Annotated in this window: 3 protein-coding genes; all 3 read left to right on the forward strand. The window is 66.3% G+C overall.

Annotation, left to right across the window (positions count from 1 at the left end; translation table 11 throughout):
* The first annotated feature begins 76 nt into the window (after nucleotides 1-76).
* Nucleotides 77-1,075: a magnesium chelatase ATPase subunit I gene (locus H045_RS07025; protein WP_003235562.1), complete on the forward strand. Its 999-nt coding sequence runs from the start codon at nucleotides 77-79 to the stop codon at nucleotides 1,073-1,075.
* Between the two features lie 2 nt (nucleotides 1,076-1,077).
* Nucleotides 1,078-1,731: a vWA domain-containing protein gene (locus tag H045_RS07030; protein ID WP_176717676.1), complete on the forward strand. Its 654-nt coding sequence runs from the start codon at nucleotides 1,078-1,080 to the stop codon at nucleotides 1,729-1,731.
* Between the two features lie 472 nt (nucleotides 1,732-2,203).
* Complete coding sequence (locus tag H045_RS07035) at nucleotides 2,204-15,118, forward strand: non-ribosomal peptide synthetase (RefSeq protein WP_015371859.1); 12,915 nt, start codon at nucleotides 2,204-2,206, stop codon at nucleotides 15,116-15,118.
* The last annotated feature ends 153 nt before the right edge of the window (nucleotides 15,119-15,271 follow it).

Here is a 15,271-nt window from a genome sequence, read left to right on the forward strand (position 1 = left end):
TTTAGGGCTGCTTCGCAGCCCAACGCGGGGCAAGCCCGCTCGCCACAATAAGTAGCAGAATTTAAAGAGAGCCGGTATGACCGATATTCCACATTTCCCGCTGTCTGCTGTCGTCGGTGCCGACGCGCTGAAACTCGCACTGTGCCTGGCCGCCATCGACCCGAAGATTGGCGGCGTGCTGATCGAAGGTCCGCGCGGCATGGCCAAGTCCACCCTGGCCCGTGGCCTGGCGGACCTGCTCGCCAGCGGGCAATTTGTCACCTTGCCCCTGGGCGCCACCGAAGAGCGACTGGTCGGCACCCTCGACCTGGATGCGGCGCTGGGCGAAGGCCGTGCGCAGTTTTCCCCCGGCGTATTGGCCAAGGCCGACGGCGGCGTGTTGTATGTAGATGAAGTCAATTTGCTGCCCGACCATCTGGTCGACCTGCTGCTGGACGTGGCCGCCAGCGGCACCAACCTGATCGAGCGCGACGGTATTTCCCACCGGCACGCGGCGCGCTTTGTGTTGATTGGCACCATGAACCCGGAGGAGGGCGAGTTGCGCCCGCAGCTGCTCGACCGCTTCGGCTTCAATGTGGCGCTGAGCGGCCACACCTTGCCGACCGAGCGTGGGCAGGTCATCCGCCGCCGTCTGGATTTCGACAGCGACCCTGATGCTTTCTGTGCGCAATGGGCCGAGCCCCAGGCCGCCTTGCGTGCGCGCTGCACCCAGGCGCGCGAGCGGCTCGAGCTTATTGCCATGGATGACGATGCGCTGGCGCAGATCACCGAGCGCTGTTTTGCCGCCGGGGTCGATGGCCTGCGCGCCGACCTGGTCTGGTTACGTGGCGCCCGTGCCCACGCAGCCTGGCGCGGCGCCGATGCCATCGCCGAAGAAGACATCCAGGCCGTGGCCGAATTTGCCCTGCGTCATCGCCGCCAGGAGCCATCCCCACCGGCGAGCCCGCCCAATCAAGGTCAGTCCGCGCAACCATCGGACACCTCGCCGGGCCAGGGCCAATGGGGTGACCTGCCCGCACCGGCACTGCCCACCGGCGCGCGCCGCGAAGTGCCCGCCTGGCCAAAAAAGCCCTAGGCATCCGCCCTCGACCTGACGAGGGGGCGGATGCACGGCCCCAGGCGGGGCGGCTTGACAGCGGCAGGCACGGCAAGGCGCGCGGCGCAGAGCAAGGCACGGTCAACTGGCCGGGCACCTTGCTCGGCGGGCGCCCGCAGTCGCGTGAAGATTTACGCTTCCAGCAGCGCAATCGCGCGGCCCATGAGCTGTGGCTGGTGATCGTCGACGCCTCGGCCTCCACTCGGCGGCACAGCGCACTGACCGACGCCAAGGGCCTGCTCGCTCAACTGTTCGATGATGCCTACCGGCAACGCGCACGCCTGGCCTTGCTGACCGCCAGCGGGCAATCGCCGCAGTGGCAGGTACAAGGCCTGAAAGCCGCCAAGGGCCTGGCCGACTGGCTCGCGCAACTGGGCGCCGGCGGCGGCACGCCGCTGCTCGCGGCATTGAGCGAGGCCGCGCAGTGGCTGCAGGCGCGACGCAAACGTCACCCCACCGAGCAGCAACGCCTGTTGATCATCACCGACGGCCGACTCAAGGCCATCGATCAACTGCCCCAACTCGACTGCCCAGGCTTGCTGGTGGATATCGAACGCGGCCCGATCAGGCTGGGAAGGGCGCAACAGCTGGCAGACGGATTGAATCTGGATTATCAGCATATCGATGCCAGGTAGTGCTGCAGAGCATCCTGTGTAAGCCGTTTCAACCTGTGGCGAGCAGGCCCTGTGGGGGCGGGGCTTGCCCTAATGCAGGCAGTTAAGCGCAGGTCCCCCTGTGGGAGCGGGCTTGCCCGCGAAAGCGGTGGGTCAGCCAGCGTCAATGTTTGCTGGGCCAACGCCTTCGCGGGCAAGCCCGCTCCCACATTTGATTTTCGTCGCTATGAGCATAGCGTTCGCTTAACTGACTGGCATCAGGGCAAGCCCGCTCTCCACAACAAACCTCAAGTGAAACCTTTTCCCCTCCCACTTGTCCCCGCTTCCCATGTCACCTCCCGCCCGCCAAATCCCTTAATTTTCCAAGCCTGCCGGAAGCCTCTCCAGGCCTCCGGCTGCGCCTGCTATTTCCAGGCACCCAGCACGCCCGATGCAAACGGCAGCTGAAAACGGACTTTCTTCTCCCCCGTGACTTATCAGGCAGGTTACTCCCATGCAGTTCAGCGAATTATTGGCAGCGATTTCCACCCACGCGATCCGTCTGCAACTGGAAGAAGGCGACCTGATCATCCTCGGTGACGACGAGGCCCTGGATGACGCGTTATGGGATCAACTGATCGCCCACAAACCGCGGCTCCTCGAACTGGTGGCCGAGCATGGCGGCGACTGGCTCAGCCCGGCCTATCGCATCACGCCGCAGATGCTGGCGCTGGTCAGCCTCGGCCAGGACGCCATTGACCGCATTGTTTCGGCCATCCCCGGTGGCGCGGCGAACGTGCAGGACATCTACCCGCTGGCGCCGCTGCAGGAGGGCATGCTCTACCACCACCTCTCGGCGCAGCAGGGCGACCCCTACGTGCTGCACGCGCAATTCGTATTCGACAGCCGCACCCGCCTGGACGCTTTCGCCCAGGCGCTGCAATGGGTGATCGACCGCCACGACATCCTGCGCACCTCGCTGGTGTGGGAGCGCCTGGACGAGCCGCTGCAAGTGGTGTGGCGCAAGGCAACCCTGGTCTGCGAAGAGGCCCGTTTCACCGGCAGCGATGTCCTCGCGCAACTCGTCGCGCGTCACGACCCGCGCAGCTATCGCATGGACCTGGGCCAGGCGCCGCTGCTGCGTCTGGTGTTCGCCAACGACCCGGCCAGCCAGCGCGTGGTGGCGATGCTGCTGTTCCACCACACCATTCTCGATCACACCGCCCTCGACCTCGTGCGCCATGAAATCCAGCTATACCTGGCTGGCCAGCAAGCGCTGGCCGCTGAGCCGGTGGCGTTTCGCAGTTACATCGCCCAGGTGCGCCATGGCGTCAGCGAGCAGGCCCATGAAGCCTTCTTTCGCGCGATGCTGGCGGATATCGATGAGCCGACGCTGCCGTTCGGCCTGCAGGACGTGCAGGGCGACGGCCAGGGCATCGACGAGGCGCGCGTCCCCGTCGACAGCGACCTGAGCCGCCGTCTGCGCAGCCTGGCACGGCCACTGGGGGTGAGCGTGGCAAGCTTGATGCACGTGGCCTTTGCCCGTGTGCTGGGCGTGGTGTCCGGCCGCGACGCGGTGGTGTTCGGCACCGTGATGCTGGGCCGCATGGGCGCCGGTGAAGGCGGTGAACGGGCGCTGGGCATGTTCATCAACACGTTGCCGCTGCGCGTGGATGTGGGCGGGCAGGGCGTGCGCGCCGAGGTCAAGGCGACCCATGCGCGCCTGACCGCCTTGCTCGAGCATGAGCACGCATCCCTCGCCCTGGCCCAGCGCTGCAGCGGCGTGACGGCACCCACGCCATTGTTCAGCGCGATGCTCAATTACCGCCACAGCGCGGCGACGGACATGGCCCAGGTGATCGACATCGCCGAGGGCATCCAGGTGCTCGGTGCCCAAGAACGCACCAACTACCCGCTCACGGTCAACGTCGACGACCTGGGCGAAGACTTTGCACTGACGGTAATGGTCGACGCGTCCATCGGCGCGCAGCGCGTGGCCGACTACCTGCACGTCGCCCTGCACAGCCTGGCCGACGCCCTGCACGAGCGACCGGACATGCCGCTTTGCGGCCTGAACATCCTGCCTGACACCGAGCGCCAGCACCTGCTGAACACGCTCAACCACAGCCCCACGCCGTATGCCGACACCGCGCTGATCCATCAGCAGGTCGAAGCCCGCGCCGCCGCCCATCCCGACGCCATCGCGTTGCGCCACGACCAGCAGCGCCTGACCTACCGCCAGCTCAACGAACGCGCCAACCAGGTCGCGCACCGTTTGCTTGCCCAGGGCATCCGCCCCGACGACCGCGTGGCGATCTGCGTGGAGCGCGGCGTTGAAATGATCATCGGCCTGCTCGGCATTCTCAAGGCCGGCGCCGGCTATGTGCCAATCGACCCGGCCTACCCGCAGGAACGCATCGTTTACACCCTGGCCGACAGCGCACCGCTGGCCGTGCTGGTGCAGGCCAATACCCGTGATCGGGTGGGCGACCTGGCGCAGATCGACTTGAACAACCTGCGCGGTGAGTCCATCGTCAACCCGCGCGTGCCGCTCAGTCCGGCGAACCTGGCCTACGTGATCTACACCTCCGGTTCCACCGGCCTGCCCAAGGGCGTGATGATCGAGCATCGTCAGGTCGCGCGCCTGTTCACTGCCACCGAGCACTGGTTCGGTTTCAATCACACCGATGTGTGGGCGCTGTTCCACTCGTTCGCCTTCGATTTTTCCGTGTGGGAAATCTGGGGCGCGTTGATGCACGGCGGCCAGTTGCTGATCGTGCCGCAACTGGTCAGCCGTTCGCCGGATGCCTGCTATGCGCTGCTCTGCGAGGCCGGCGTAAGCATCCTCAACCAGACGCCGAGCGCGTTCCGCCAATTGATTGCGGCCCAGGGCCACAGCAGCGAAGCGCATTCCCTGCGCCAGGTGATTTTCGGCGGTGAAGCGCTGGAGCCGGGCATGCTCAAACCCTGGTATGCCCGCGCCATCAACGCCGGAACGCAACTGGTGAACATGTATGGCATCACCGAGACCACCGTGCACGTGACCTACCGTGCCCTGGAGGCGGCGGACGCGCGTTTGGTCGGCGTCAGCCCGATTGGCGTGCGCATTCCCGACCTGCAACTTTACGTGCTGGACGCCCAGCGCCAGCCGCTGCCCATGGGCGTGGTCGGCGAGCTGTACGTGGGCGGCGCCGGCGTTGCGCGGGGCTACCTGAACCGCGATGAACTGAACGCCGAGCGCTTCCTGGCTGACCCGGCCACCGGCCTGCGCATGTACCGCACCGGCGACCTCGGCCGCCTGCTGGCCGATGGCAGCGTCGAGTACCTGGGGCGCAACGATGACCAGGTGAAGATTCGCGGCTTCCGCATCGAGCTGGGCGAAATCCAGGCGCGCCTGGCCACCGCACCGGGCGTGCGGGACGCGGTGGTTGTCGCCCGCGAAGACGAGCCGGGCGACAAACGCCTGGTGGCCTACGTGATTGCCGACGGCACGCCCGATATCGCCGGGCTGCGCGACCACCTGCTGCTGAGCCTGGCCGAGCATATGGTGCCGGCCGCCTTCGTGGTGCTCGACCAGTTCCCGCTGACCACCAACGGCAAGCTCGACCGCAAGGCCTTGCCTGCCCCCAACGCCGATGCCGTGGCCCGCCGTGGCTACGCAGCGCCCCAGGGCGCCGTGGAAAGCACCCTCGCGGGCATCTGGCAGGAGCTGCTCAAGCTCGACCGGGTGGGGCGCGACGATAACTTCTTCGAGCTGGGCGGGCATTCCCTGCTGGCGGTCAAGCTGATCGAACGCATGCGCCAGGTCGACCTCAGCGCCGATGTGCGCGTGCTGTTCGGGCAGCCCACGCTGGCGGCCCTGGCCGCGGCGGTGGGCGGGCAGCACGAAGTGCAGGTGCCGGCCAACCTGATCAGCGCCGGCAGCGAACGCATCACCCCGGACATGCTGCCGCTGATCGACCTCGATCAGGCGGCCATCGACCACATCCTGCGTGCCGTGCCCGTCGCCAACGTGCAGGATATCTATGCCCTGGCACCGTTGCAGGCCGGCATTCTCTACCATCACCTGGCAACCACCGAGGGCGATCCCTACGTGTTGCAGGTGCAGTTGCGCTTCGACCACCAGGCGGCGCTGGACGCCTTCGTTGATGCGCTGCACAGCGTGATCGCGCGCAATGACATCCTGCGCACCGCGATCCTCTGGGAAGGCCTGGATGAACCGGTGCAGGTGGTCCTGCGCGAGGCGCCGCTGGCCGTGGAGCGCATTGAGTGTCAGGGCAGTGATGGACTGGCGCAGCTGCAACAGCGCTTTGACCCCCGTCACTATCGTCTCGACCTGTCCCGCGCTTCGCTGATGCGCCTGGCCTATGCCGAGGAGCGGGGTGGCTTCGTCGGCATCCTGCTGTTGCACCACATCCTGCTCGACCACACCGCGCTGCAAGTGCTGGTGGAGGAAATGAGCGCCAGCCTGTCCGGTCGCAGCGCGCAGTTGCCCGACGCGGTGCAGTACCGCAACTACGTGGCCCAGGCCCGTCTCGGCGTCAGCCAGGCCCAGCACGAAGCGTTCTTCAGCGAGATGCTCGGCGATATCGACGAACCGACGCTGGCCTTCGGGCTGCAGGATGTGAACGGTGACGGCAGCGGCATCGCCGAGGTTCATCTGCCGCTGGAACCGGCGCTGAGCCTGGGTCTGCGTGAGCAGGCGCGGCAGCTGGGCGTGAGCCCGGCCAGCCTGATGCATTTGGCCTGGGCACAGGTATTGGGCCAGGTGTCCGGCCAGCAGGACGTGGTGTTCGGCACCGTGTTGCTGGGGCGCCTGCAGGGCGGCGAGGGTGCCGACCGCGCGCTGGGCATGTTCATCAACACCTTGCCGCTGCGGGTCAGCCTCGGCACCGTTGGCGTGCAGGCCGGCGTGCGCGCCACCCACGCGCGCCTGGCGCAATTGCTCGGCCATGAGCACGCTTCGCTGTCCCTGGCCCAGCGTTGCAGCGGCGTGCCGGCCTCGCTGCCGTTGTTCAGCACCTTGCTCAACTACCGTCACAGCGCGCCGGATGAGGCGCCGGGCTCCCGCCCGTTCGCGGGCTTCGGTATCGATATTCTCAGTTCCGAAGAGCGCAGCAACTACCCGCTGGTGCTGAGTGTTGATGACCTGGGCACGGGCTTTGCGTTGGCGGTGCAGGGCGTGGCGGCCGTGGATGTACAGCGCGTTGGCGATTACATGCTCACCGCATTGCGCAACCTGCTGAGTGCGCTGCAACAGGCGCCGACCACAGCGTTGCAGGCGGTGTCGATTCTGCCGCCGGGCGAACGCGACACCCTGCTGCGTGAGTTCAATGCCACCGTCCGCGACTTCCCGCGCGGCCAGACCCTGCATGGCGCCTTCGAAGTCCAGGCCGAGCGCCAACCCCAGGCGGTTGCCGTGCAGCAGGACGGCGCATCACTGACCTATCAGCAACTCAATCAACGCGCCAACCAACTGGCTCATCACCTGCTGGCGCTGGGCGTGCAACCCGACGACCGCGTCGCCATCTGCTGCCGACGCGGCCCGCAGATGCTGGTGGGCCTGCTCGGTATTCTCAAGGCCGGCGCCGGCTACGTGCCCATCGACCCGGCGTACCCGGCCGAACGCATTGCCTACCTGTTGCAGGACAGCGCGCCGGTGGCGGTGCTGGCCGAAGCCAGCACCCGCGGGCTGCTGGGCGCGGTCAACAGCGTCGACCTGCATGACCCCTGCTTGCAGCAGCATCCCGTCAGCAATCCACAATTGCCCAACCTGACCCCGGCGCACCTGGCCTACGTCATCTACACCTCCGGCTCCACCGGCCAGCCCAAGGGCGTGATGGTGGAACACCACAGCGTGGAAAACCTTGTGCACTGGCACTGCGATGCGTTTGACCTGAACGCTTCAGGGCACACCAGCAGCCTGGCTGGTTTCGGTTTTGACGCGATGGCCTGGGAGGTCTGGCCGGCGTTGTGCGTGGGCGCGACCCTGCACCTGCCGCCCGCCCACGTGGGCAATGAAAACATCGACGAACTGCTGGCCTGGTGGCTGGCGCAACCTCTGGATGTGAGCTTTTTGCCCACGCCAGTGGCCGAATACGCATTCAGCCGGCAGCTGCAACACCCGAGCCTGCGCACGCTGCTGATCGGTGGTGATCGCCTGCGTCAGTTCAGTCAGGCGCAGCGTTTTGCGGTGATCAATAACTACGGCCCCACCGAAGCCACGGTGGTTGCCACCTCCGGTCGCATGCAGGTGGGGCAGCCGCTGCATATCGGTCGGCCTGTTGCGAACGCCTGCGTGTACGTGCTCGACGCGCACTTGCGGCCGGTGCCGCTGGGCGTGGTGGGCGAGCTGTATGTGGGCGGCAGCGGCGTGGCGCGCGGTTACCTCAACCAGCCTGAGATGACCGCTGAACGCTTCCTGCAAGACCCGTTCAACGCTGGCCGCATGTACCGCACCGGCGACTTGGCGCGCTGGCTGCCCGATGGCAATCTCGACTACCTGGGCCGCAATGACGATCAGGTCAAAGTGCGCGGAGTGCGCGTGGAACTGGGCGAGATCGAAAGCCGTCTGGTGGCCCTGGACGGCATCGGCGAAGCCGTGGTGCTGGTGCGCGAAGGGCGTCTGGTGGCGTGGTTTACCGAACACCGCCCCCTGGCCATCGGCACCCTGCGCGCGCAACTGCAACAGCAGTTGCCCGAGGTGCTGGTGCCGGTGGCCTACGTGAAACTCGATGCCATGCCACTGACGGCCAACGGCAAGCTGGACCGCAAGGCACTGCCGGAGCCGGATCACTGTGCCTTGCTCAGCCATGCCTACGAAGCCCCTCAGGGTGAGGTTGAAACCACCCTGGCGGGCATCTGGGCCGAGGTGTTACAGGTGGCCCAGGTCGGTCGCCATGACCACTTCTTCGAGCTGGGCGGGCATTCGTTGCTGGCCGTGAGCCTGATCGAGCGCATGCGCCAGGTGGGCCTGAGTGCCGATGTGCGCGTGCTGTTCAGCCAGCCGACTTTGGCCGCGCTGGCTGCCGCCGTGGGCAGTGGAAGGGAAATCGTGGTGCCGGCCAATGGCATCGCGGCGGGCTGCACGCAGATCACACCGTCGATGCTCAGCCTGGTGCAGCTCGACCCGGCGGCCATCGAGCGCATCGTCGCAAGCGTTCCCGGCGGTGCGGCGAATGTGCAGGATATCTACCCGTTGGCGCCGTTGCAGGAAGGCATTCTCTACCACCACATCAGCGCCGAGCAGGGCGATCCGTACCTGCTGCAATCGCGCATGGCGTTCGACAGCCTTGAGCGTTTGCACAGCTTCATGGGCGCTTTGCAACAGGTCGTCGCGCGCCACGATATCCTGCGCACCGCGGTGGTCTGGGAAGGTCTGGACAACCCGGTGCAAGTGGTGTGGCGCGAGGCGCAGCTGGTGGTGCAGCATGTGCGTCTGGACCCGGCGGACGGCGACATCATCGCGCAGTTGCACGGGCGATTCGATGCACGGCATTACCGCCTGGACATTACCCAGGCGCCGCTGCTGCGCATGGTCTACGCCGAGGACCCGGCCAATAACCGCGTGGCGGCGATCCTGCTGTTCCATCACCTGGCGCTGGACCACACCGCCATGGAAGTGGTGAGCCAGGAAATGCGGGCGTTCCTGTTCGACCAGGCCGATGCGCTGCCCGAGCCTGCGCCATTTCGCAACTACGTGGCCCAGGCGCGCCTGGGCGTGAGCACCGCCGAGCATGAGCAGTTCTTCCGCGAAATGCTCGCCGACATCGATGAGCCGACCTTGCCGTTTGGCGTGCAGGACGTGCAGGGCGACGGGCGCGCTATCGAAGAGGCCGAGTTGCCCCTCGACGCCGCGCTGGCTCAGCGCGTGCGTGAGCAGTCGCGGCAACTGGGCGTCAGTGCCGCCAGCCTGATGCACCTGGCGTGGGCCCAGGTGCTGGGGCTGGTGGCGGGGCGCGACGACGTGGTGTTCGGCACCGTGCTGATGGGCCGCATGCAGGCCGGCGACGGCGCCGACCGCGCGCTGGGCATGTTCATCAACACCCTGCCGTTGCGCGTCGATGTGGCCGCGAGCGCGGCGGTGGCGGTCAAGGCCACCCACACCCGCTTGAGCGCGTTGCTCGGCCATGAACACGCGTCGCTGGCCCTGGCCCAGCGTTGCAGCGGCGTGGCCAATTCGACGCCGCTGTTCAGCGCGTTGCTCAATTACCGTCACAGCACTCCCGGGGAAATGGCCCGCGACGGCCAGGGCATCTGGGAAGGTGTGCAACTGTTGGGCGGCGAAGAACGCAGTAACTACCCGCTGGTGTTGAGCGTCGATGACCTGGGCGCAGGCTTCGGCCTTAGCGTGCTGGCCGTGCCGCAGATCGGCGCGCAGCGGCTGTGTGGCTACATGCACAACGCCGTGGAGCAACTGGTCGGCGCCCTGGAAAACAGCCCGAGAACCGCGCTGAACCAGCTGCCTGTTTTGCCGCCGGGCGAACGCGACACTCTGCTGCGCGCGTTCAATGCCACCGCCCGCGACTTCCCGCGCGGCCAGACCCTGCATGGCGCCTTCGAAGTCCAGGCCGAGCGCCAACCCCAGGCGGTTGCCGTGCAGCAGGACGGCGCATCACTGACCTATCAGCAACTCAATCAACGCGCCAACCAACTGGCTCATCACCTGCTGGTGCTGGGCGTGCAACCGGACGACCGCGTGGCGATCTGCTGCCGGCGTGGCCCGCAGATGCTGGTGGGCCTGCTCGGTATTCTCAAGGCCGGCGCCGGCTACGTGCCCATCGACCCGGCGTACCCGGTCGAACGCATCGCCTACCTGTTGCAGGACAGCGCGCCGGTGGCGGTGCTGGCCGAAGCCAGCACCCGCGGGCTGCTGGGCGCGGTCAACAGCGTCGACTTGCATGACCCCTGCTTGCAGCAGCATCCCGTCAGCAATCCACAATTGCCCAACCTGACCCCGGCGCACCTGGCCTACGTCATCTACACCTCCGGCTCCACCGGCCAGCCCAAGGGCGTGATGGTGGAACACCACAGCGTGGAAAACCTTGTGCACTGGCACTGCGATGCGTTTGACCTGAACGCTTCAGGGCACACCAGCAGCCTGGCTGGTTTCGGTTTTGACGCGATGGCCTGGGAGGTCTGGCCGGCGTTGTGCGTGGGCGCGACCCTGCACCTGCCGCCCGCCCACGTGGGCAATGAAAACATCGACGAACTGCTGACCTGGTGGCTGGCGCAGCCTTTGGATGTGAGCTTTTTGCCCACGCCAGTGGCCGAATATGCGTTCAGCCAGCCGCAGCAGCACCCGACCTTGCGCGTGCTGCTGATCGGCGGTGATCGCTTGCGCCAGTTCACCCGGGAGCAGCGCTTTGCGGTCATCAACAACTACGGCCCCACCGAAGGCACGGTGGTTGCCACCTCCGGGCGGGTGCACGCCGGGCAGGCCTTGCATATTGGTCGACCCGTGGCCAACGCCACCAGCTACGTGCTGGATGCCCAACTGAGGCCGGTGCCCGTGGGCGTGGTCGGTGAGTTATATGTGGGCGGCAGCGGCGTGGCGCGTGGTTACCTGAACCGCGCGGACCTCACCGCCGAGCGCTTCCTGCAGGACCCGTTCAGCGCTGGCCGCCTGTACCGCACCGGCGACCTGGTGCGCTGGCTGCCCGACGGCAACCTTGAATACTTGGGCCGCAATGACGACCAGGTCAAAGTGCGCGGCGTGCGCGTGGAACTCGGTGAAATCGAAAGCCGCCTGGCGACACTGGATGGCATTCGCGAAGCCGTGGTGCTGGTGCGCGAAGGCCGCCTGCTGGCCTGGTTCACCGAGCAACGCGCGTTGGATATCGAGGGCCTGCGTGCGCACCTGCAAGCGCAGTTGCCCGAGGCGCTGGTGCCAGTCGCCTATATGCGCCTGGATGCGCTGCCGCTGACCGCCAACGGCAAACTGGACCGCAAGGCACTGCCGGAGCCGGATCAATCCGCCTTGCTCAGCCACGCCTACGAAGCCCCGCAAGGTGAGGTCGAAACCACCCTGGCAGGCATCTGGGCCGAGGTCTTGCAGGTGGAGCAGGTGGGGCGCCATGACCACTTCTTCGAGCTGGGCGGGCATTCGTTGCTGGCCGTGAACCTGATCGAGCGCATGCGCCAGGTCGGCCTGAGCGCCGATGTGCGCGTGCTGTTCAGTCAGCCGACCCTGGCCGCGCTGGCCGCCGCCGTGGGCAGCGGTCGCGAAGTGCAGGTGCCGGCCAATCGGATTGCCGCCGGTTGCCAGCGCATCACTCCGGACATGCTGTCTCTGGTCAGCCTCGATCAATCGACGATCGACCAGGTAGTCGCGCAGGTGCCGGGTGGCGCGGCCAATGTGCAGGACATTTACCCGCTGGCACCGTTGCAGGAAGGCATCCTTTACCATCACATCAGCGCCGAACAGGGCGACCCGTACTTGCTGCAATCGCACCTGGCCTTTGACAGCCTCGAGCGTCTGGACGCTTTTGCTCAGGCGCTGCAACAGGTCATTGACCGTCACGATATTTTGCGTACCGGGGTGGTATGGGAAGGCCTGGCGCAACCCCTGCAAGTGGTGTGGCGCGAGGCCCGACTGAGCATGATGGAACTGCACCTGCAAGGCGACGTACTTGCAGGACTGCATGAACGCTTCGATGCGCGGCGCTTTCGTCTGGACATCAGCCAGGCGCCGCTGATCCGCGTGAACTATGCCCAGGATCCGGCCAACGGGCGCATCGCGGTGGTGTTGCTCTATCACCATATCGCCCTGGACCACACTGCATTCGACGTGGTGCTGCGCGAAATGCAGGGCCATCTGCTCGGCCACGGTGCGCCCATGGCAGCGCCGATGCCGTATCGCAACTACGTGGCCCAGGCGCTGTTGGGCGTCAGCGAGCAGGAGCACGAGGCATTTTTCCGCGACATGCTCGGCGACATTGATGAGCCGACGTTGCCGTTCGGTTGGCAGGACGTGCGGGGCGACGGCAATCAAATCGAAGAATACAGCCTGCGTCTGGACGCGCCATTGAATCGCGGCCTGCGCGCTCAGGCACGTTTACTCGGTGTGAGCACCGCGAGCCTGTTCCATCTGGCCTGGGCCCAGGTGTTGGCCGCGACATCCGGGCGACACGACGTGGTATTCGGCACCGTGCTGGTGGGCCGCTTGCAAGGTGGCGACGGCGCCGACCGCGCGCTGGGGGTGTTTATCAATACCTTGCCGTTGCGTCTGGATATCGATGGTCAGGGCGTCAAGACGGCAGTGCGCGCCACCCATGACCGACTCAGCGCATTGCTTGGGCATGAGCATGCCTCCCTGGCGCTGGCCCAACGTTGCAGCGGCGTGGCGGCACCGGCGCCGCTGTTCAGCTCGATGCTCAACTACCGCCACCGCGGCGTTGCCACCCGCTCGGCTGGCGCACAGCAGGCCTGGCAGGGCATGCAGACACTCACCAACAATGGGCGCACCAACTACCCGCTCAGCCTGAATGTGGACGATCTCGGCGACGGTTACGATATAACCGCGCTGGCCCGCATCGACGCACAACGGGTATGCGGTTACATGCAGACGGCATTGACCCGCCTGGTCGAAGCGCTGGAGCAGGCGCCGCAGCAGCCAGTCAATCAACTGTCGATTCTGGGAGAGCACGAACGCCGACACGTGTTGTATGGTTTCAACGCGACCGAAGTGGACTACGACCTCGACCAGACCCTGCACGGCCTGTTCGAGGCCCAGGTGGTGCGTACGCCAAACGCGGTGGCGGTGAAAGCCGACAGTCAACAGCTGACCTACCGGCAACTCAACGAGCGCGCCAACCGCCTGGCCCATCACCTGCGTGACCTCGGCGTGCAACCGGACACGCGGGTGGGCATTTGCGTGGAACGTGGCCTGGACATGGTGGTAGGCCTGTTCGCGATCCTCAAGGCCGGCGGCGGTTATGTGCCGCTCGACCCGGCCTATCCCCAGGAGCGCATCGCCTACATGCTGCACGACAGCGCGCCGGTGGTGGTGCTGGCGCAATCCGCGACGCGTGCACTGCTCGGGGATGTGCCGGTGATCGACCTCGACCACGGCACCTGGCAGCACCAGCCCGCAACCAACCCCGAGGTGCCGGCGCTGACGGCACGGCACCAGGCCTACGTGATCTACACCTCCGGCTCCACCGGCCAGCCCAAGGGCGTGATCAACGAGCATGCCGGCGTGGTCAACCGCCTGCTGTGGATGCAGGACGCCTACGGCCTCAACGCCGACGATACGGTGTTGCAGAAAACCCCGTTCAGCTTCGACGTGTCGGTGTGGGAGTTCTTCTGGCCGCTGTTTACCGGCGCGCGTCTGGTGATGGCGCGTCCCGGCGGGCACAAGGAGCCGGCGTACCTGTGCGAGGTGATCCAGGCCGAGCGCATCACCACGCTGCACTTTGTACCGTCGATGCTCGATGTGTTCCTCGCTCACGGCGATGTCAGCCAGGCGGCGGGGCTGCGGCAGGTGATGTGCAGCGGCGAGGCGTTGCCGGGCAGCCTGGTGCGACGCTTCCAGCAGCAGTTGCCAAACATTGGTTTGTACAACCTGTATGGCCCGACCGAGGCGGCGGTGGACGTCACCGCGTGGAATTGCGCACGCCCTGACGTTCCGGACAACACGCCCATCGGCAAACCCATCGCCAACACCCGCATGTACGTGCTGGATGCGCAACTGCAACCGGTGCCCCTGGGGGTGGTGGGTGAGCTGTTCATCGGCGGCGTGCAGGTGGCACGCGGTTATCTCAACCGCGCGGACCTCAGCGCCGAACGCTTCCTCGATGACCCGTTCAACGGCGGCCGGATGTACCGCACCGGCGACATTGGCCGCCACCTGCCCGACGGCAATATCGAATACCTGGGGCGCAACGATGACCAGGTGAAGATCCGTGGCCTGCGCATCGAGCTGGGCGAGATCCAGGCGCGGCTGATCGAGCATCCGGCGCTCAAGGACGCGGTGGTGGTGGCCCGCGACGAACGCCTGGTCGCCTATTACACCGGCGCACCGGCCGAGATCGACAGCCTGCGTGCGCACTTGCTGCAGCACCTGCCGGACTTCATGGTGCCCGCGCTGTTCATGCACCTGGACGCCTTGCCCCTGAGCCCCAACGGCAAGCTCGACCGCAAGGCACTGCCCGAACCCGGCCTGCAGGCGCTGAGCGTGCGTGAGTACGCAACGCCCGAAGGCGACACCGAAACCCTGATGGCCACTTTGTGGGCCGAGCTACTGAAGGTGGAGCGGGTAGGGCGTCATGACAATTTCTTTGAACTGGGCGGGCATTCGCTGCTCGCCGTGAGCTTGATCGGGCGCTTGCGCCAGGAAGGCATGGAAGCCGATGTGCGGGCGCTGTTCGAACAGCCGACCCTGGCCGGCTACGCCGCTATAACCGAACGAATGGAGATCGTCCTATGAGCCTCAATCAACTGCTGGCGACGCTGAAAACCAAGGACATCCAACTGGCCCTCAAGGGCGAACAGTTGTCGGTGCAAGGCAACAAACAGGCATTGAGCGAGCCGGCGATACTCGCCGCGCTGCGCGAGCACAAACCGGCGCTGATCGAGCTGA

It is taken from the genome of Pseudomonas poae RE*1-1-14, from assembly GCF_000336465.1.
Lineage (GTDB): Bacteria > Pseudomonadota > Gammaproteobacteria > Pseudomonadales > Pseudomonadaceae > Aquipseudomonas > Aquipseudomonas poae.

Coding starts and splice junctions, on each gene's coding strand:
- H045_RS07025 (WP_003235562.1), top strand. CDS start 77: ATGACCGATATTCCACATTTCCCGCTGTCTGCTGTCGTCGGTGCCGAC.
- H045_RS07035 (WP_015371859.1), top strand. CDS start 2,204: ATGCAGTTCAGCGAATTATTGGCAGCGATTTCCACCCACGCGATCCGT.